The organism is Aeromonas sp. s1(2024) (assembly GCF_040908005.1).
GTDB lineage: Bacteria > Pseudomonadota > Gammaproteobacteria > Enterobacterales > Aeromonadaceae > Aeromonas > Aeromonas caviae.
Genome location: NZ_JBFOCW010000085.1, coordinates 1 through 20,326, shown reverse-complemented (window position 1 = coordinate 20,326; position 20,326 = coordinate 1). Strand labels below are relative to the sequence as shown.

Annotated in this window: 18 protein-coding genes and 1 tRNA gene; all 19 read right to left on the bottom strand. The window is 56.4% G+C overall.

From position 1 onward, the window contains the following. A partial coding sequence (tuf, locus tag AB5Y70_RS20465) for an elongation factor Tu (RefSeq protein WP_202041923.1) occupies positions 1-1,169 on the bottom strand: 1,169 nt, incomplete at its 3' end. Positions 1,170-1,223: 54 nt separating this feature from the next. Beyond that, positions 1,224-3,329, bottom strand: a complete 2,106-nt coding sequence (gene fusA / locus AB5Y70_RS20460; RefSeq protein WP_010675948.1) for an elongation factor G — start codon at positions 3,327-3,329, stop codon at positions 1,224-1,226. Positions 3,330-3,404: 75 nt separating this feature from the next. After that, on the bottom strand, positions 3,405-3,875 hold the full coding sequence (gene rpsG / locus AB5Y70_RS20455) for a 30S ribosomal protein S7 (protein ID WP_010675949.1): 471 nt from the start codon (positions 3,873-3,875) through the stop codon (positions 3,405-3,407). Positions 3,876-3,968: 93 nt separating this feature from the next. Further along, a complete protein-coding gene (rpsL, locus tag AB5Y70_RS20450) occupies positions 3,969-4,343 on the bottom strand; it encodes a 30S ribosomal protein S12 (RefSeq protein WP_005306278.1) in 375 nt (124 codons plus the stop codon). Positions 4,344-4,524: 181 nt separating this feature from the next. Beyond that, entirely contained in the window at positions 4,525-4,803 is a 279-nt protein-coding gene (gene tusB, locus AB5Y70_RS20445) for a sulfurtransferase complex subunit TusB (RefSeq protein WP_043153905.1), read from the bottom strand. Between the two features lie 7 nt (positions 4,804-4,810). Continuing rightward, a complete protein-coding gene (gene tusC / locus AB5Y70_RS20440) occupies positions 4,811-5,167 on the bottom strand; it encodes a sulfurtransferase complex subunit TusC (protein WP_029314860.1) in 357 nt (118 codons plus the stop codon). Positions 5,168-5,176: 9 nt separating this feature from the next. Continuing rightward, the gene (gene tusD / locus AB5Y70_RS20435) at positions 5,177-5,569 is read right to left on the bottom strand and encodes a sulfurtransferase complex subunit TusD (RefSeq protein WP_043153907.1); all 393 of its coding nucleotides are present in this window, start codon (positions 5,567-5,569) and stop codon (positions 5,177-5,179) included. 86 nt (positions 5,570-5,655) lie between these two features. Then, a complete protein-coding gene (locus AB5Y70_RS20430; RefSeq protein ID WP_010675953.1) occupies positions 5,656-6,036 on the bottom strand; it encodes a RidA family protein in 381 nt (126 codons plus the stop codon). Positions 6,037-6,062: 26 nt separating this feature from the next. Beyond that, positions 6,063-6,779: a transcriptional regulator gene (locus AB5Y70_RS20425; RefSeq protein WP_043153909.1), complete on the bottom strand. Its 717-nt coding sequence runs from the start codon at positions 6,777-6,779 to the stop codon at positions 6,063-6,065. Between the two features lie 197 nt (positions 6,780-6,976). Then, positions 6,977-11,281 (bottom strand): DNA-directed RNA polymerase subunit beta', encoded by a 4,305-nt coding sequence (gene rpoC, locus AB5Y70_RS20420; RefSeq protein WP_010675955.1) that lies wholly within the window; start codon positions 11,279-11,281, stop codon positions 6,977-6,979. Between the two features lie 91 nt (positions 11,282-11,372). After that, positions 11,373-15,401, bottom strand: coding sequence for a DNA-directed RNA polymerase subunit beta (gene rpoB, locus AB5Y70_RS20415; RefSeq protein WP_010675956.1), 4,029 nt, complete (start codon positions 15,399-15,401; stop codon positions 11,373-11,375). A gap of 223 nt (positions 15,402-15,624) precedes the next feature. Then, a complete protein-coding gene (gene rplL / locus AB5Y70_RS20410) occupies positions 15,625-15,990 on the bottom strand; it encodes a 50S ribosomal protein L7/L12 (RefSeq protein WP_010675957.1) in 366 nt (121 codons plus the stop codon). Positions 15,991-16,041: 51 nt separating this feature from the next. Next, on the bottom strand, positions 16,042-16,542 hold the full coding sequence (rplJ, locus tag AB5Y70_RS20405; protein WP_042016252.1) for a 50S ribosomal protein L10: 501 nt from the start codon (positions 16,540-16,542) through the stop codon (positions 16,042-16,044). 256 nt (positions 16,543-16,798) lie between these two features. Then, positions 16,799-17,500 (bottom strand): 50S ribosomal protein L1, encoded by a 702-nt coding sequence (gene rplA / locus AB5Y70_RS20400; RefSeq protein WP_010675958.1) that lies wholly within the window; start codon positions 17,498-17,500, stop codon positions 16,799-16,801. A gap of 4 nt (positions 17,501-17,504) precedes the next feature. Next, positions 17,505-17,933: a 50S ribosomal protein L11 gene (rplK, locus tag AB5Y70_RS20395; RefSeq protein WP_005306313.1), complete on the bottom strand. Its 429-nt coding sequence runs from the start codon at positions 17,931-17,933 to the stop codon at positions 17,505-17,507. 134 nt (positions 17,934-18,067) lie between these two features. Continuing rightward, positions 18,068-18,619 carry a transcription termination/antitermination protein NusG gene (nusG, locus tag AB5Y70_RS20390; protein ID WP_010675959.1) on the bottom strand — a complete coding sequence of 184 codons (552 nt, stop codon included), beginning with the start codon at positions 18,617-18,619 and terminating at the stop codon, positions 18,068-18,070. 9 nt (positions 18,620-18,628) lie between these two features. Continuing rightward, positions 18,629-19,000 carry a preprotein translocase subunit SecE gene (secE, locus tag AB5Y70_RS20385; RefSeq protein WP_010675960.1) on the bottom strand — a complete coding sequence of 124 codons (372 nt, stop codon included), beginning with the start codon at positions 18,998-19,000 and terminating at the stop codon, positions 18,629-18,631. 60 nt (positions 19,001-19,060) lie between these two features. Continuing rightward, positions 19,061-19,137: transfer RNA gene (locus tag AB5Y70_RS20380), tRNA-Trp, on the bottom strand. Positions 19,138-19,189: 52 nt separating this feature from the next. After that, the coding region (tuf, locus tag AB5Y70_RS20375; protein WP_017788708.1) for an elongation factor Tu at positions 19,190-20,326 on the bottom strand (1,137 nt) is incomplete at its 5' end.

The following is a 20,326-nucleotide window of genomic DNA, read 5'->3' as shown; positions in this document are numbered from 1 at the left end:
GCTACAACACCAGCACCTACGGTACGGCCACCTTCACGGATGGCGAAACGCAGGCCGTCGTCCATCGCGATCGGGGCAATCAGGGTAACAACCATCTTGATGTTGTCGCCCGGCATGACCATCTCTACGCCTTCCGGCAGTTCGATGGTACCGGTCACGTCGGTAGTACGGAAGTAGAACTGCGGACGGTAGCCCTTGAAGAACGGAGTGTGACGACCACCTTCTTCCTTGGACAGCACGTACACTTCAGATTCGAACTTGGTGTGCGGCTTGATGGTGCCCGGCTTGGCCAGTACCTGACCACGCTCTACGTCTTCACGCTTCACGCCACGCAGCAGTGCGCCAACGTTCTCACCTGCACGACCTTCGTCCAGCAGTTTGCGGAACATTTCAACGCCGGTACAGGTGGTCTTGGTGGTATCTTTGATACCAACGATTTCCACTTCTTCACCAACCTTGACGATACCGCGCTCTACACGACCGGTTACTACGGTACCACGGCCTGCGATGGAGAAGACGTCTTCGATAGGCATCAGGAACGGCTGGTCAATGGCACGCTCCGGCTCCGGAATGTAGGTGTCCAGGTGGCCAGCCAGTTCCAGGATCTTCTCTTCCCACTGAGCTTCGCCTTCCAGCGCTTTCAGTGCGGAACCACGGACTACCGGCAGGTCATCACCCGGGAAGTCGTACTCGGACAGCAGTTCGCGAACTTCCATCTCGACCAGTTCCAGCAGCTCTTCGTCATCTACCATGTCGCACTTGTTCATGAACACGATGATGTACGGAACGCCTACCTGACGACCCAGCAGGATGTGCTCACGAGTCTGCGGCATCGGGCCGTCAGTCGCTGCTACTACCAGGATTGCGCCGTCCATCTGGGCAGCACCGGTGATCATGTTTTTAACGTAGTCGGCGTGACCCGGGCAATCTACGTGGGCGTAGTGGCGGGTTGCAGTGTCGTATTCTACGTGGGAGGTGTTGATGGTGATACCACGCTCACGCTCTTCCGGTGCCTTGTCGATCTGGTCGAAGGCGAAAGCTTTACCACCGAAGTGCTTGGCCAGCACGTTGGTGATGGCGGCGGTCAGGGTGGTTTTACCGTGGTCAACGTGGCCGATGGTGCCGACGTTTACGTGCGGTTTATTACGCTCAAATTTTTCTTTAGACACGACGTAGTCCTTCTAGGTTAAACCCGCCTACCGTCGTAGGCGGGGAATCTTAAATTACTTGGATTTGCGCTCTTCGATCACGGCCTGGGCGACGTTGGTCGGGGCATCGTGATACTTGGCGAATTCCATGGCGTAGGAAGCACGACCCTGGGTAGCAGAACGCAGGGAGGTGGCGTAACCGAACATTTCGGCCAGCGGCACCAGCGCACGTACGATCTTGCCGGACGGGCCATCTTCCATGCCTTCGATCAGGCCGCGACGACGGTTCAGGTCACCGATCACGTCGCCCATGTAGTCTTCCGGAGTCTCGACTTCGACCTTCATGATCGGTTCGAGCAGTACCGGGTTGGCCTTCATGAAGCCAGCCTTGAACGCCAGAGAAGCAGCGATCTTGAACGCCAGCTCGGAAGAGTCGACATCGTGGTAGGAACCGAAGTGCAGACGTACACCCAGATCCATTACCGGATAGCCTGCCAGCGGGCCGGACTTCAGCTGCTCGCGGATACCCTTGTCAACACCCGGGATGAATTCGCCCGGAATCACGCCACCCTTGATGTCGTTGACGAATTCGTAGGCTTTGCCTTCTTCCAGCGGGTACATGTCGATAACGACGTGACCGTACTGACCACGACCACCGGACTGCTTGGCATGCTTGCCTTCAATATCCTTGACGGTGTTGCGGATGGTTTCACGGTAGGCAACCTGCGGCTTACCTACGTTGGCTTCTACCTTGAACTCGCGACGCATACGGTCAACGATGATGTCCAGGTGCAGCTCACCCATACCGGCGATGATGGTTTGGCCAGATTCTTCGTCGGTCCATACGCGGAAGGACGGATCTTCCTGAGCCAGACGGCCCAGAGCCAGGCCCATCTTCTCTTGGTCAGCCTTGGATTTCGGCTCAACGGCGATGGAGATTACCGGTTCCGGGAATTCCATACGCTCCAGGATGATCGGTGCGCTTTCGTCACACAGGGTGTCACCGGTGGTGACGTCCTTCAGGCCGATGGCAGCAGCGATGTCGCCTGCGCGAACTTCTTTGATCTCTTCACGCTTGTTGGCGTGCATCTGAACGATACGGCCGAAACGCTCGCGCTTCTCTTTAACGGAGTTCAGCACGGAGTCACCGGAGTTGACCACACCGGAGTAAACACGGAAGAAGGTCAGGTTGCCCACGAACGGGTCGGTAGCAATCTTGAATGCCAGAGCAGAGAACGGCTCGTCATCGGAAGCGTGACGCTCGTCCTTGGTCTCGCCATCCAGCTTCAGACCGTCGATAGCAGCAACGTCGGTCGGAGCCGGCAGGTACTCGACCACGGCATCCAGCATGGCCTGTACGCCCTTGTTCTTGAACGCGGAGCCACAGGTAACCAGGATGATTTCGTTGTTCAGAACACGCTGACGCAGAGCTTTCTTGATCTCTTCTTCAGTCAGTTCTTCACCACCCAGGTATTTTTCCATCAGGTCTTCAGACGCTTCAGCAGCGGCTTCAACCAGGTTCATGCGCATTTCTTGCGCCTGTTCCAGCAACTCAGCCGGGACGTCTTCGTAGTCGAAGGATACGCCCTGGTCAGCTTCGCTCCAGTTGATGGCTTTCATCTTGACCAGGTCGATAACGCCCTTGAAGTTCTCTTCGGAACCGATGTTCAGTTGCAGAGGAACCGGGTTACCTTTCAGACGGGTCTTGATGTGCTCAACGCAGCGCAGGAAGTTGGCACCGGTACGGTCCATCTTGTTGACGAACGCGATACGGGGAACCTTGTACTTGTTAGCCTGACGCCATACGGTTTCAGACTGGGGCTGTACGCCACCTACGGCACAGTACACCATCACGGCGCCATCCAGAACACGCATGGAACGCTCTACTTCGATAGTAAAGTCAACGTGGCCCGGGGTATCGATGATGTTGATACGGTGCGGTTGGAACTGTTTACCCATACCGGACCAGAAAGCGGTGGTCGCGGCGGAGGTGATGGTGATACCACGCTCTTGTTCCTGTTCCATCCAGTCCATGGTGGCGGCGCCATCGTGAACTTCACCGATCTTGTGACTTACACCGGTGTAAAACAGAACGCGCTCGGTAGTAGTAGTCTTACCGGCGTCGATGTGAGCGGAGATACCGATATTACGATAACGCTCAATGGGGGTTGTACGAGCCATTGTCATCCTCTTACTAGGGCGCTTGTCCCCAGATAATTAAAGGTGCGCAGAGTCATAAGACCCTGCGCAAGCGGATTACCAGCGGAAGTGAGCGAAGGCCTTGTTCGCTTCAGCCATACGGTGAACGTCTTCACGTTTCTTGACAGACGAACCCTTATTGTCAGCGGCATCCAGCAGCTCGCCAGCCAAACGCTGAGCCATTGATTTTTCACCACGTTTACGAGCGGCATCAACCAACCAGCGCATTGCCAGAGCATTGCGACGTACCGGACGAACTTCTACCGGCACCTGATAGGTTGCACCACCGACGCGACGAGATTTAACCTCGACCGCCGGACGAATGTTGTCCAGAGCGACTTCGAACAGGGCCAGGTGCTCTTTGCCAGATTTGGTGGCAATGATGTCCAGGGCGCCATAAACGATGGCTTCTGCAACAGATTTCTTACCGTCAACCATTACTACGTTGACAAATTTAGCCAGCAGCTCAGATCCGAACTTGGGATCCGGCAGGATTTTACGCTGACCAACAACACGACGTCTTGGCATTTCAAATTCTCCGTAACTTCAGGGGTTACCCAAAACTAGAAAGTTATCTAACTAGAAACGAATTAACGTTTGGCCTTACTTAACGGAGAACCATTAAGCTTTCGGACGCTTCACGCCGTACTTGGAGCGAGCCTGCTTACGGTCTTTAACACCGGCACAGTCCAACGCACCACGAACGGTGTGATAACGAACACCTGGCAAGTCTTTTACACGACCGCCACGGATCAGAACAACAGAGTGCTCTTGCAGGTTGTGACCTTCACCACCGATGTAGGAGGTGACTTCGAAGCCGTTGGTCAGACGTACACGGCATACTTTACGCAGTGCAGAGTTAGGCTTCTTCGGGGTGGTGGTGTATACACGGGTGCATACACCACGCTTCTGAGGGCACGCTTCCAGCGCCGGCACGTTGCTTTTCACAACGAGCTTGATGCGTGGCTTGCGAACCAACTGGTTAATAGTTGCCATCAAAAGGCTCCTGATAATGACTTCATAAACGTGTGAAAAATCCTCCCCGCAGATACGGGGACGCGAAATTTTATGCCCTGTTGTCTGGGGAGTCAAGATTTATACAATTTGCACACCGAAATGGCAAATGACAGTCGAATGACATTATGCTAAGCAACTGAGATAAAAAGGAAAACCAAGTCTAACCGCCCCAGGTCTGCGGTGATCCGTGCTCGGCGATCAACCTGATCAAACCCGGCATATCGAGTTCCATCCCGATCCCGGATGACAAGCCTCTCGCTTGCAGGTCTTCCTTCATGACGTAAAGGGGGACGTCTGCCAAGCGCTCGCACCACCCGGGGGCAGCCGCCGCCATCACGGCATCCTGCATCAACACCACCAGATCCCCTTCCATGCGGTAACGCAACGCCAACTCGAGATCCTGGCTCATGAAGGGAGAGTTCAATATCAGCTGTATCACGGACACCTCAGAAGCAGATGTGGGTGGTGAAACCCGCCCAGCTACGGCGAATTTCCGCAGGAGAGAGCGGAATAACTGGGATTAGCAGATCCGCCGCCGTCAGTCCTCGCTCAGCCAGTGACACCGCACAGACATAGATCTCCTCGATGTCATACAGTTCCAGCATCTTGAAGGTCGGGGCGTAGTGACGCTGCAATATGGCGTGTGGTGATTGCTCCCTCACCAGTTGCATTACGCCATCCCCCACCAGAAAGAGTGCCAGGGACTCCGTCAATGCAGAGGTGGCCAGCAGAGCATCCAGCCCCTCCCGACCACTCGCCGAACCATGGGGACCACGCCGTGAGATAAACGCTATTCTGGTCATTTTGTCCCCCTAGAACTGAACGAAGCGATCAGCGGTCAGTGCGGCTTCCGCCAACTGACCGAGCCCGCTCAGGCAGAATGGTGCTTCCAGATTGAAATGCTCCCGTCCCATTCCCTTGGCCTCCTGCTCATCCAGCACGCCACGGCGCATGGCCGCAGCCACACACACATCGATACGGATGCCCTGCTGGATGGCCAACTCGCGCCACAACGCCACCAGGTCGGTCTCATCGCTGGCTGGCGTATGGAGGCCATTGGCATTGCACACCCCCTCCTGATAGAAGAAGAGGTGGGACAAGCGGTGTCCCTGCTCGACCAGACTCAGGGCAAAACGATAGGCCGTGCTGGCCGTCTGGGTGCCATAGGCGGGCCCGGTGACCAGCAGAGCAAAATTCAGACTCATGATCGCACTCCTGCACAGCGGTGCATCCATTCTACCTCATAGACGCAAAAGCCCCTCCTGGGAGGGGCTTTTGCAATGAAACAGGCTCAGACGTAAGCGATGGCTTCGACTTCGACCAGCACATCCTTGGGCAGACGAGCGACCTCCACGCAGGAACGTGCCGGAGCGGATTCGCCAAAGTAGCGGGCATACACCTGGTTGAAGGCCACGAAGTTGTTCATGTCACTCAGGAAGCAGGTGGTCTTCAGTACCTTGCTGGTATCGGCCCCTGCGGCTTTCAAGACTGCGACCAGATTCTTCATCACCTGCTCTGCCTGAGCCTCGATGCCACCGGCAACGATGTCCATGGTGGCCGGATCGAGCGGGATCTGCCCGGAGGTAAAGACCAGCTCACCCAGCTTGGTAGCCTGGACATAAGGGCCAATTGCGGCAGGCGCCTTGTCGGTTGCAATCACTTCTTTAGCCATTGTTATCTATCCCCTATCTATGGCGCTTACTCGCTCTCTTCTTCACCCTGCTTGCGCTGTCGGATGTAGAGATACACGGTATGTTTGGAAATATTCAGCTTGTCGGCGACCAGGTTGATCGAATCCTTGATATCAAATATGCCCTTCTCGAACAACTGGGTCACGATAAAACGGTTCTTGGCATTGTTGGCCACGGAGGGATCACGATTGACCTCGTCGATGGTGTTGTCCACCGTCTGGGCAACCAGCTCTTCGACGCTGTTGGCGAAGGTCTCCGGTGATTGCCGCTCCACCTGCTGTGGCGTCGGGAAGAATTCGGCCACGAACTCGTGGAAAGGTGCATTGATGTGCAGGTTGATGCAGATAAGGCCGATCACCTGCTTGTCGCGGTTACGGATGGCGATGGTGCTCGACTTCATCAAGGCACCGGTCCGACTGCGGGCAAAATAACTCTGGGTGTGATCCTGACCCGTGCTCTCGATATCCTTGAGCATCCGCAGGGCGAGATCGGTGATCGGCGCCCCCAGAGTTCGACCCGTATTGAAACCATTCGCTATTTGGATCACGGACTCATGCAGATTTTCCAGGGAGTGGAGCACCACCTCGCAGTGCTTGCCGAACAGATCGGCCAGGCCTTCGATAAGGCCCCCATATGAACGCAACAGCTCCCTGTCTTCGTCTGTAAAAGCGCGACCGCTCAGTTGCTCTTCGGGAAGCAGTACTTCCTCGATACCGACAGCCATGTTCTACCCCTGTAATACCCATTCAACTTTCCCGAGTTTTCAGTTGCGACGGGGCAATGTCAACTTTTTTTGATTTTTTGCTCTATAACCTTGCACTGGATCATCCCCCTGCCCCAGCCCAGTGCACGCTGGGCGCCGGATGGGAAATAAAAAAAGGGCCCCTAGAAGGGGCCCTTTTCGATCACTGCAGCGGAAGATTACTCTTCGTCAAAACTGCCGGCTGCGTTGAGCAGATCCGCCAGGTTTTGCTGAGCTTCATCGGCAGTCACCTGCGGCACACCGACAGCACGGGCTGCGGCGGCACGCTGGTTGATGCGGCTGTGGTGGTAGGCAAAGCCGGTACCAGCCGGGATCAGACGACCCACGATCACGTTCTCTTTCAGGCCGCGCAGTTCATCACGCTTGCCACCCACGGCCGCTTCGGTCAGCACGCGGGTGGTCTCCTGGAAGGAAGCTGCGGAGATGAAAGACTCGGTGCTCAGAGATGCCTTGGTAATACCCATCAGGATATGACGGTAGGTAGCCGGGGTCTTGCCTTCGGCAACCAGTTTACGGTTGGCAATCTTCACACGGGCCACTTCAACCTGCTCACCTTCGATCAGGTCGGTGTCGCCAGCGCTCAGGATCTCGCACTTGCGAAGCATCTGACGCACGATGACTTCGATGTGCTTGTCGTTGATCTTAACGCCTTGCAGACGGTAAACGTCCTGCACTTCGTTGGCGATGTAGTTGGCGACCGGGCTGATACCGCGCAGACGCAGGATGTCATGAGCAGACTCGGGACCGTCCGCCAGCACTTCACCCTTCTCAACTTTTTCACCTTCGAACACGTTGAGGTGACGCCATTTCGGAATCATCTCTTCGTAGATCTCGCCACCATCGGTCGGGGTGATGACCAGACGGCGTTTGCCCTTGGTCTCTTTCCCGAAGGAGATGGTACCGGAGATCTCGGCCAGGATGGCCGGCTCTTTCGGCTGACGTGCTTCGAACAGATCCGCAACGCGCGGCAGACCACCGGTGATGTCCTTGGTACCGCTGGACTCTTGCGGGATACGCGCAACCGCATCACCCACGCCCACGTTGGCACCATCTTCCAGGTTCACGATCGCCTTGCCCGGCAGGAAGTACTGGGCGGGAACGTCGGTGCCCGGGATCATCACATCCTTGCCGTTCAGATCGACCAGTTTCACGGTCGGACGCATCTCTTTACCGGCGCTCGGACGCTCGTTGACATCCAGCACGACGATGGAAGAGAGACCGGTCAGCTCGTCGGTCTGACGAGTGATGGTCACACCGTCGATCATGTGTTCGAAGTGCAGGCGACCCGCCACTTCGGTGATGATCGGGTGGGTGTGCGGGTCCCAGTTCGCGACGGTATCACCGGCGTTCACCGCTTCGCCATCCTTCACTTCCAGCACGGAACCGTAAGGCAGCTTGTGGCTTTCCTTGGTACGGCCCATCTCGTCCATGATGGTCAGCTCGGTAGAACGGGAGGTGATAACCAGCTTGTCAGAGTTGTTCAGAACGAACTTGGCGTTCTGCAACTTGATGCTACCGGTGTTCTTCACCTGGATGCTGCTCTCGGCAGCCGCTCGGGATGCGGCACCACCGATGTGGAAGGTACGCATCGTCAGCTGGGTGCCCGGTTCACCGATGGACTGAGCGGCGATAACACCGACAGCCTCACCCTTGTTAACCAGGTGACCACGGGCCAGATCACGGCCGTAGCAGTGAGCACAGTTACCGAAGTCGGTCTCACAGGTGATGGCAGAACGTACCTTCACGCGGTCGACGGAGTTGCGCTCCAGCAGGTCACACAGCTGCTCGTCGAGCAGGGTGTTGCGCGCTACCAGCACTTCATCCTCGGTACCCGGCTTGATCACGTCTTCGGCCACCACACGACCCAACACGCGCTCACGCAGCGGCTCGACCACGTCGCCACCCTCGATCAGCGGAGTCATCCACAGACCGTCGGTAGTGCCGCAATCGTCCTCGGTGATCACCATGTCCTGGGCCACGTCAACCAGACGACGGGTCAGGTAACCGGAGTTCGCTGTCTTCAGCGCGGTATCCGCCAGACCTTTACGAGCACCGTGAGTGGAGATGAAGTACTGCAGTACGTTCAGACCTTCACGGAAGTTCGCCACGATCGGCGTTTCGATGATGGAGCCATCCGGCTTCGCCATCAGGCCACGCATACCGGCCAGCTGACGGATCTGGGCGGCGGAACCCCGCGCACCAGAGTCGGCCATCATGAAGATGCTGTTGAAGGAGGCTTGCTCTTCCTCATCGCCCAGGGAGTTGACGTTACGCTCCTTGGAAAGGTTGTCCATCATGGCCTTGGAGACGCGATCGTTCGCGCTGGCCCAGATATCGATAACCTTGTTGTAGCGTTCGCCCGCGGTCACCAGACCGGACAGGAACTGGTCCTGGATCTCGGCGACTTCGGCTTCTGCAGCAGCGATGATGTCTTTCTTGGCATCCGGGATGACCATGTCATCGATACCAACAGAGGCACCGGACAGGGCCGCGTAGTGGAAACCGGTATACATCAGCTGGTCAGCGAAGATGACGGTATCCTTCAGGCCCTGCTTGCGATAGCAGGTGTTCAGCAGACGGGAGATGAGCTTTTTGCCCAGCGCCTTGTTGGAGACGCACTTGATCCAGTTCTGCGGGTTGGCGTCCAGATCAGCCTGCTCTGCAGCAGTCAGTACCTTGGGCTCGTCAATCAGCGCGTACTCCATGCCTTTGGGCAGGATCAGGCTCAGGATCGCACGACCAACGGTGGTGTTCTTCATCTCGGTCTTGGCAACCAGCTCACCGGCTTCGTTCTTCACGTACTCGGTGATGCGGCACTTGACGCGAGCATGCAGGTCGGCCAGACCGGCACGGTAGACCTTCTCGGCCTCTTTCGGACCGGACAGCACCATACCTTCGCCCTTGGCGTTGATACGGGCACGGGTCATGTAGTACAGACCCAAGACCACGTCCTGGGAAGGAACGATGATCGGCTCACCGGAGGCAGGCGACAGGATGTTGTTGGTGGACATCATCAGGGCGCGCGCTTCCAGCTGGGCTTCCAGGGTCAGCGGTACGTGGACCGCCATCTGGTCACCGTCGAAGTCCGCGTTATACGCAGCACAAACCAGCGGGTGCAGCTGGATGGCCTTCCCTTCGATCAGGGTCGGTTCAAACGCCTGGATACCCAGACGGTGCAGGGTCGGTGCACGGTTCAGCAGAACCGGGTGTTCGCGGATCACTTCGTCCAGGATGTCCCAAACGACGGCTTCTTCGCGCTCCACCATCTTCTTGGCGGCCTTGATCGTGGTCGCCAGACCGCGGGATTCCAGCTTGCCGTAGATGAAGGGCTTGAACAGTTCCAGTGCCATCTTCTTCGGCAGACCGCACTGATGCAGACGCAGGGTCGGACCTACGGTGATAACGGAACGACCGGAGTAGTCGACACGCTTACCCAGCAGGTTCTGACGGAAACGACCTTGCTTACCCTTGATCATGTCGGCCAGGGATTTCAGCGGGCGCTTGTTGGAACCGGTGATGGCACGACCACGACGGCCGTTGTCCAGCAGGGCATCCACGGACTCTTGCAGCATGCGCTTTTCGTTGCGCACGATGATGTCCGGCGCAGCCAGATCCAGCAGACGCTTCAAGCGGTTGTTACGGTTGATCACGCGACGGTACAGATCGTTCAGATCGGAGGTCGCGAAACGGCCGCCGTCCAGCGGTACCAGCGGACGCAGGTCCGGCGGCAGCACGGGCAGCACTGTCATGATCATCCACTCCGGCTTGTTGCCGGATTGCAGGAAGGCTTCCATCAGCTTCAGACGCTTGGTGGTCTTCTTGCGCTTGGTCTCGGAGTTGGTCTGATCCAGCTCCTCACGCATGGCTTTGACTTCACCTTCCAGATCGATGGCGCGCAGCAGGGCCAGAATGGCCTCGGCACCCATCTTGGCGTCGAATTCGTCGCCCCACTCTTCCAGTGCGTCCAGATAGTTCTCTTCGGACAGCATCTGGCTGCGCTCGAGGTTGGTCATGCCGGGTTCGATCACTACATAGGATTCGAAATACAGCACGCGCTCGATGTCACGCAGGGTCATGTCCAGCAGCAGACCGATACGGGACGGCAGGGACTTCAGGAACCAGATGTGGGCAGTCGGGCTGGCCAGCTCGATGTGGCCCATGCGCTCACGACGGACCTTGGTCTGGGTCACTTCTACACCGCACTTCTCGCAGATCACACCACGGTGTTTCAGGCGCTTGTACTTGCCGCACAGACACTCGTAGTCCTTCACCGGTCCGAAGATACGGGCGCAGAACAGACCATCACGCTCCGGCTTGAAAGTCCGGTAGTTGATGGTCTCAGGCTTTTTGACCTCACCGAATGACCAGGAGCGGATCATGTCAGGAGAGGCCAGACCGATCTTGATACTGTCAAACTCTTCGGTCTTGGTCTGAGCCTTCAAAAACTTGAGTAAGTCTTTCACGTGTTTCCCCTGTCAGGAGTCTAACCTCGGCGCCCCGGCTGCCGAAACAGCGGGGCGCCCACGTCAATTCTCGAACAATAAGAGCGAGCTCTTACTCTTCGTCCAGCTCGATGTTGATACCCAGAGAGCGGATTTCCTTCAGCAATACGTTGAAGGATTCGGGCATGCCCGGCTCCATACGGTGGTCGCCATCCACGATGTTCTTGTACATCTTGGTACGGCCGTTCACATCGTCAGACTTGACGGTCAGCATTTCCTGCAGGGTATATGCCGCACCGTAAGCCTCCAGGGCCCACACTTCCATCTCACCGAACCGCTGACCACCGAACTGCGCCTTACCACCCAGCGGCTGCTGGGTAACCAGGCTGTAGGAACCGGTAGAACGCGCGTGCATCTTGTCGTCTACTAGGTGGTTCAGCTTCAGCATGTACATGTAACCCACGGTGACCTTGCGCTCGAAGGCGTTACCGGTACGACCGTCGAACAGGGAGATCTGACCGGATTCCGGCAGATCGGCCAGCTTCAGCAAGGCTTTGATTTCGCGCTCTTTGGCACCATCAAAGACAGGTGTAGCCACCGGCAGACCCTTACGCAGGTTACCCACCAGGGTACGCACGTCGTCGTCAGACAGTTCGGCAATGTTCACTTGCTGGGAGTCCTTCTCGCCCAGGTCATAGACCTGTTGCAGGAACTCGCGCATCTCGTGCAGCTCGCGCTGTTCTTTGATCATGCGGTCGATCTTCTCGCCGATGCCCTTGGCCGCGAGGCCCAGGTGCACTTCGAGGATCTGACCGATGTTCATACGAGACGGTACACCCAGCGGGTTCAGTACGATGTCGACCGGACGGCCGTACTCGTCATGGGGCATATCCTCGACCGGACAGATCTTGGAGATAACACCCTTGTTACCGTGACGGCCCGCCATCTTGTCACCCGGCTGGATGCGACGCTTGACGGCCAGATAGACCTTGACGATCTTCAGTACGCCCGGCGCCAGGTCATCGCCCTGGATGATCTTGCGACGCTTGTTCTCGAATTTCTTGTCGAACTCGGCCTTCAGCTCAACGTGCTGTTCAGCGATCTGCTCCAGCTCGATTTGCTTGGCTTCATCTTCGATGGCCAGCTCAAACCACTTGGAACGATCGAGCTTGTTCAGACGATCTTCGCTGTAACCGGCGGCCAGCAGCAGGTTGCGGGAACGGCCGAAAATGCCGTCTTCCAGGATCTTGAACTCTTCGGTCAAGTCCTTCTTCGCTTCCTTCAACTGCATCTCTTCGATTTCTTTGGCGCGCTTGTCTTTTTCCACGCCATCGCGGGTAAAGACCTGCACGTCAACCACGGTACCGTACACACCGTTCGGTACACGCAGGGAAGAGTCCTTCACGTCGGACGCCTTCTCACCGAAGATGGCGCGCAGCAGCTTCTCTTCCGGAGTCAGCTGGGTTTCACCTTTCGGCGTTACCTTACCGACCAGAATGTCGCCACCCTTCACTTCGGCACCCACGTAGACGATACCGGACTCGTCCAGCTTGGACAGAGCGGCTTCACCCACGTTCGGGATGTCAGCAGTGATCTCTTCCGGACCCAGCTTGGTGTCACGGGAGATACAGGCCAGTTCCTGGATGTGAATGGTGGTCAGGCGATCTTCCTGAACAACACGCTCGTTCACCAGGATCGAGTCTTCGAAGTTGTAACCGTTCCACGGCATGAACGCGACGCGCAGGTTCTGACCCAGCGCCAGTTCACCAAGATCGGTGGACGGGCCGTCAGCCAGCACGTCGCCCGCCATCACCGGCTCACCCAACATCACGCACGGACGCTGGTTGATACAGGTGTTCTGGTTGGAACGGGTGTATTTGGTCAGGCTGTAGATGTCGATGCCGGCTTCGCCAGGCAGCAGCTCATCTTCGTTGACCTTGATAACGATACGGGAGGCATCGACGTAGTCGATCATGCCGCCACGCTTGGCCACTACGGTCACACCGGAGTCAACGGCCACTGCGCGTTCCATACCGGTACCTACCAGCGGCTTGTCAGCGCGCAGGGTCGGTACAGCCTGACGTTGCATGTTTGAACCCATCAATGCGCGGTTCGCGTCATCGTGTTCCAGGAACGGGATCAGGGCCGCTGCCACAGAGACGATCTGCTGCGGGCTCACGTCCATGTACTGGATCTGGTCGGCGTTCATAAAGGTGGATTCACCTTTGTGACGGCACGGGATCAATTCATCTTTCAGACGGCCATCTTCGGTGGTCGCGGCGTTGGCCTGTGCGATCACGTACTTGCCTTCTTCAATCGCAGACAGGTAATCCACTTCGTCGGTGATCACACCGTCGATCACCTTGCGGTACGGGGTCTCGAGGAAACCGTACTCGTTGGTGCGGGAATACACGGACAGCGAGTTGATCAGACCGATGTTCGGACCTTCCGGCGTTTCGATGGGACACAGACGACCGTAGTGGGTCGGGTGTACGTCTCGAACTTCGAAACCGGCACGCTCACGGGTCAAACCGCCCGGGCCCAGCGCGGAGATACGGCGCTTGTGGGTCACTTCGGACAGCGGGTTGTTCTGGTCCATGAACTGGGACAGCTGGCTGGAACCAAAGAACTCTTTGACCGCTGCGGAGATCGGCTTGGCGTTGATCAGATCCTGCGGCATCAGGGTGTCCAGATCGCCCAGAGACAGGCGCTCCTTCACCGCACGCTCGACACGGACCAGACCGACACGGAACTGGTTCTCGGCCATTTCACCGACGGAACGAATACGACGGTTACCCAGGTGGTCGATATCGTCCACTTCGTCGTTACCGTTACGGATGTCGATCAGGCGCTTCATGACCTCGACGATATCGTCCTTGGTCAGCACGCCAACGCCAGTCTCGTCTTCACGACCCAGACGGCGGTTGAACTTCATCCGACCTACGGTAGACAGGTCGTAACGCTCGGACGAGAAGAACAGGTTCTCGAACAGCTGTTCGGCCGCTTCGCGAGTGGGCGGCTCGCCCGGACGCATCATGCGATAGATCTCGACCAGAGCTTCCAGGCGGCTGGAGCTGGAGTCGATACGCAGGGTCTCGGACATGTAGGCACCGTGGTCCAGTTCGTTGGTGAACAGAACCTCGAAGTGCTTGAAGCCGGCTTGGGACAGGTTGGCAACTGCTTCCAGGCTCAGGGCCTGGTTGGCAGTCACGACCATTTCACCAGTCTGCGGATGTGCATAGTTCTTGGCTGCAACTTTGCCAACAACATACTCTACCGGCACCTCGATCTGAGTGATGCCGTCTTTTTCCAGCTGACGGATGTGACGGGCAGTGACACGACGACCGGTCTCGACCACCACGGCGCCATTGGCAATGATGTCGAAGGTCGCGGTCTCGCCACGCAGGCGCTCGGGCACCAGATCCATCATCAACTTGCCATCTTTCACTTCGAAACCGATGGTCTCGAAGAAGGTGGCCAGGATTTCTTCGGAGCTGAAGTCCAGGGCGCGCAGAATAATGGAGGCTGGCAGTTTACGACGACGGTCGATACGGACAAACAGGTTGTCTTTCGCATCGAACTCGAAGTCCAGCCAGGAGCCACGGTAGGGGATAACGCGAGCGTTATAAAGCACCTTACCGGATGAATGTGTTTTGCCTTTATCGTGGTCGAAGAAGACGCCCGGGCTGCGGTGCAGCTGGGAGACGATGACCCGCTCGGTACCATTGATGACAAAGGTGCCGTTTTCGGTCATGAGCGGAATTTCGCCCATGTAAACTTCTTGTTCCTTGATGTCTTTGACGGTGCCGGCAGCTGCTTCACGGTCGTACAGAACCATACGAAGCTTGACACGCAGCGGCGCGGAGTAGGTCACTCCACGGATCTGGCATTCTTTTACGTCAAATACCGGCTCACCCAGGCGATAGCTGACATACTGAAGCTCAGCACTACCGGAGTAACTGGTGATCGGGAAAACGCTACGGAAGGCGGCTTCTAGGCCGTACTCACCTTCCGGGTCAGCCTCGATGAACTGCTTGAAGGAGTCCAGCTGAATGGACAACAGATAAGGCGTGTCCAGTACCTGGTCTCGCTTACCGAAGTCCTTACGTATGCGTTTTTTTTCGGTATAAGAGTAAACCATAGGGTTCCTCAGCTCGCTGATAAGTGACCCACTCTGTCCCCACGGGACAGCTCTGTCTCAACACCGTTTTGTGTTGGCCCGGACGATGAGGCGGTCCGGATTGCTGGTGCACCGAGAGTCGTGAACGGTGTGAAATACTCTCAGTCTACAGCGCAAAAAGGCTGGTGAATAAAGATTCACCAGCCTTAGCCTGTTTTATCAGGCTAATCTACATAAATGCAGATTATTTGATCTCAACAGAAGCACCGGCAGCTTCCAGCTCTTTCTTCAGAGCTTCAGCTTCGTCCTTGGACACGGCTTCTTTCAGATTGGTCGGAGCAGCTTCTACCAGGTCCTTGGCTTCTTTCAGGCCCAGACCGGTAGCGCCACGAACGGCCTTGATGACGGCAACTTTGTTGGCGCCAGCAGCAGTCAGAACTACGTCGAACTCGGTCTTCTCTTCTACTGCTTCAGCAGCAGCCGGGCCGGCCATGACGGCAGCAGCGGCAGAAACACCGAACTTCTCTTCCATAGCTTCGATCAGCTCAACAACTTCCATTACGGACATGGAAGCAACGGCTTCGATGATTTGGTCTTTAGTGATAGACATGACAAAAATTCCTGATGTTGAATAAACTCAAACAGCCTAGATAGGCGAGAATCAAGCAGCAGCTTGTTTCTGGTCGCGAACAGCAGCGATAGTACGAACCAGTTTGCCAGCAGAGGCTTCCTTCATGGTAGCCATCAACTTCGCAATTGCTTCTTCGTAAGTCGGCAGCGTGGCCAGACGATCAATTTGTGCTGCGGCGATAAACTCACCGTTAAAAGCGCCAGCCTTGATTTCGAACTTTTGGTTCGCTTTGGCAAACTCTTTGAACAGACGAGCGGCAGCGCCCGGGTGTTCGTTAGAGAAAGCAATCAAGGTAGGACCGGTAAATGCGTCGTTCAGGCACTCGTATTCGGTACCTTCTACCGCGCGACGCAGCAGGGTGTTACGCACAACGCGCATGTACACACCAGCTTCACGAGCGGTCTTACGCAGGACGGTCATCTTCTCTACAGTGACGCCGCGAGAATCGGCTACAACTGCAGAAAGAGCGCCTTTGGCAGCTTCGTTGACTTCAGCAACAATTGCCTTTTTGTCTTCGAGTCCCAATGCCATTGGCTTAACTCCTGGATTGAATCCGGGTCTGTTGACCCAGTACTGACACATCCCCCCTACCTTTACAACAGAGGGGAACGATGCGGTAGCAGGATTCCAGAAGAGAAAGAATCTTTCTCGCTGGGTTTCCGGCACCGTCTACGCAGGAAGAATTAAGGCTTTGCGGCCTCCTGCGGTCTTGGACGGAGGTCGAAACCCCCAACCAATCAAGGCGCAAAATTATAGATTAAATTTTGCGCCTTGTAAAACCCATCAATTAGGCCTGAGCTTCCAGGGAAGCTTGGTCTACGGCAACACCGGCACCCATGGTGGTGGAGATGCTGACTTTCTTGATGAATACACCCTTGGCGGAGGACGGCTTGGCCTTCTTCAAGGCAACCAGCAGCGCTTCCAGGTTTTCTTTCAGCTGAACTTCGTTGAAAGAGACCTTGCCCAGTGTGGTATGAATGATACCGTTCTTGTCGTTACGGTAACGAACCTGACCAGCCTTGGCGTTCTTGACGGCTTCGGCTACGTTCGGAGTGACGGTACCCACTTTCGGGTTCGGCATCAGACCGCGCGGGCCCAGGATTTGACCCAGTTGACCAACAACACGCATGGCATCCGGGGATGCGATGACGACGTCGAAGTTCATCTCGCCTTTCTTGACCAGCTCGGCCAGGTCGTCCATACCAACCAGTTCAGCACCGGCAGCCTTGGCGGCTTCGGCGTTGGCACCCTGGGTGAACACGGCGACACGGATGTCACGACCGGTACCGTGCGGCAGTACAGTTGCACCACGTACGTTCTGATCGGATTTACGAGCATCGATACCCAGGTTAACGGCAACGTCAACGCTTTCAACGAACTTGGCAGTAGCCAGTTCTTTCAGCAGGGCAATGGCTTCGTTGATGGAGTACTCTTTGGTACCGTCAACTTTTTCGCGAATAACGCGCATACGCTTGGACAGTTTAGCCATTGTCTTACTCCTCCACTACCAGGCCCATGGAACGAGCGGAACCGGCGATGCAACGTACTTTTGCATCCAGATCGGCACCAGTCATATCCGGCTCTTTGGTCTTGGCGATTTCTTGCAGCTGAGCCACAGTCACCTTACCAACCTTGTCTTTGTTCGGCTTGGCAGAACCAGACTGGATACCAGCGGCTTTCTTCAGCAGGAAGGAAGCGGGCGGAGTCTTGGTTTCGAAGGTGAAGGAACGGTCGCTGTAAACGGTGATCACGACCGGAGTCGGAGAACCTTTTTCCAGCTTTTCTGTACGGGCGTTGAACGCCTTACAGAATTCCATGATGTTCACGCCGTGCTGACCCAGAGCGGGACCAACGGGAGGGCTGGGGTTAGCACTGCCAGCCTTAACTTGCAGCTTGATATAAGCTGTGACTTTCTTAGCCATTACAAAAATACCTCAAAAATGGGTTCTAACGCCTCGGAGACATGCTCCTGCAAACGGCTCCCCAACAAATAAAGGGGCAGCGAATTATAGAGATAATCGCTGCCCCTGACAACCGTTAAACGTACAGAGATTAATCAGCCTTTTTCGACCTGACCAAAATCCAGTTCTACCGGCGTTGAGCGGCCGAAGATCAGTACGGAGACCTTCACGCGGCTCTTTTCGTAGTCCACCTCTTCAACGGTACCGTTGAAGTCGGCGAACGGACCATCGGCAACCCGGACCATCTCACCCGGTTCAAACAGGGTTTTCGGACGCGGCTTGTCGTGGGCATCTTGCAGACGATTGAGGATGGCATCCGCTTCCTTATCGGAGATAGGAGCAGGGCGATCGGAGGTACCGCCGATGAAACCCATTACACGTGGTACATTGCGTACCAGGTGCCATGTGGTTTCATCCATCACCATCTGGACCAGGACGTATCCCGGGAAAAATTTGCGCTCACTCTTGCGCTTCTGGCCAGCACGCATCTCGACCACTTCTTCGGTCGGGACCAGCACTTCACCAAACAGCTCTTCCATGCCATGCATCTTGATATGTTCACGCAGGGATTTGGCAACACGGCCTTCGTAGCCGGAAAATGCCTGCACGACATACCATCTCATACGCTGTTCACGTTGTTCAGTCATGGCTTATCCTTACACACCGGTAATCAGGTTGACCAACCAGACCAAGGCGCCGTCCAACACGAACAGCAGCAGCCCCATCACGGCAGTCACCGCCAGCACAATCAGGGTTGTCTGAATGGCTTCCTGACGGGTCGGCCATACGACCTTGCGGACTTCCAGGCGAGACTCACGGGCAAACGCCAGTGTTGCCTTGCCCTTGGTGGTTTGCAGGGCCACTGCACCGGCAGCAGCGATGACAACGACCACACCCAGGGCGCGGACGGCAGCAATAACGTCGCTCAGCAGGTAATTGCCCACTACAGCGGCCGCCAGGATGATGAAAACCAGGCCCCAAAGCAGGGTATCCTTGCTTCCGCCCTGACCCTCAGAACTAACACTCATACAACCCACCTGTATCTGACGTAACCAAAGACACAAAAGCCCCGTACGAGACGAGGTATATGGCAGGGGCGGCAGGACTCGAACCCGCAACCATCGGTTTTGGAGACCGCTGTTCTACCAATTCGAACTACGCCCCTGCATAAGAAAGCCCCTATTATAGGGGCTTTGCTTTATTTATGTAAGCCAAGATTAAGCGATAACTTTGGCTACAACACCAGCACCTACGGTACGGCCACCTTCACGGATGGCGAAACGCAGGCCGTCGTCCATCGCGATCGGGGCAATCAGGGTAACAACCATCTTGATGTTGTCGCCCGGCATGACCATCTCTACGCCTTCCGGCAGTTCGATGGTACCGGTCACGTCGGTAGTACGGAAGTAGAACTGCGGACGGTAGCCCTTGAAGAACGGAGTGTGACGACCACCTTCTTCCTTGGACAGCACGTACACTTCAGATTCGAACTTGGTGTGCGGCTTGATGGTGCCCGGCTTGGCCAGTACCTGACCACGCTCTACGTCTTCACGCTTCACGCCACGCAGCAGTGCGCCAACGTTCTCACCTGCACGACCTTCGTCCAGCAGTTTGCGGAACATTTCAACGCCGGTACAGGTGGTCTTGGTGGTATCTTTGATACCAACGATTTCCACTTCTTCACCAACCTTGACGATACCGCGCTCTACACGACCGGTTACTACGGTACCACGGCCTGCGATGGAGAAGACGTCTTCGATAGGCATCAGGAACGGCTGGTCAATGGCACGCTCCGGCTCCGGAATGTAGGTGTCCAGGTGGCCAGCCAGTTCCAGGATCTTCTCTTCCCACTGAGCTTCGCCTTCCAGCGCTTTCAGTGCGGAACCACGGACTACCGGCAGGTCATCACCCGGGAAGTCGTACTCGGACAGCAGTTCGCGAACTTCCATCTCGACCAGTTCCAGCAGCTCTTCGTCATCTACCATGTCGCACTTGTTCATGAACACGATGATGTACGGAACGCCTACCTGACGACCCAGCAGGATGTGCTCACGAGTCTGCGGCATCGGGCCGTCAGTCGCTGCTACTACCAGGATTGCGCCGTCCATCTGGGCAGCACCGGTGATCATGTTTTTAACGTAGTCGGCGTGACCCGGGCAATCTACGTGGGCGTAGTGGCGGGTTGCAGTGTCGTATTCTACGTGGGAGGTGTTGATGGTGATACCACGCTCACGCTCTTCCGGTGCCTTGTCGATCTGGTCGAAGGCGAAAGCTTTACCACCGAAGTGCTTGGCCAGCACGTTGGTGATGGCGGCGGTCAGGGTGGTTTTACCGTGGTCAACGTGGCCGATGGT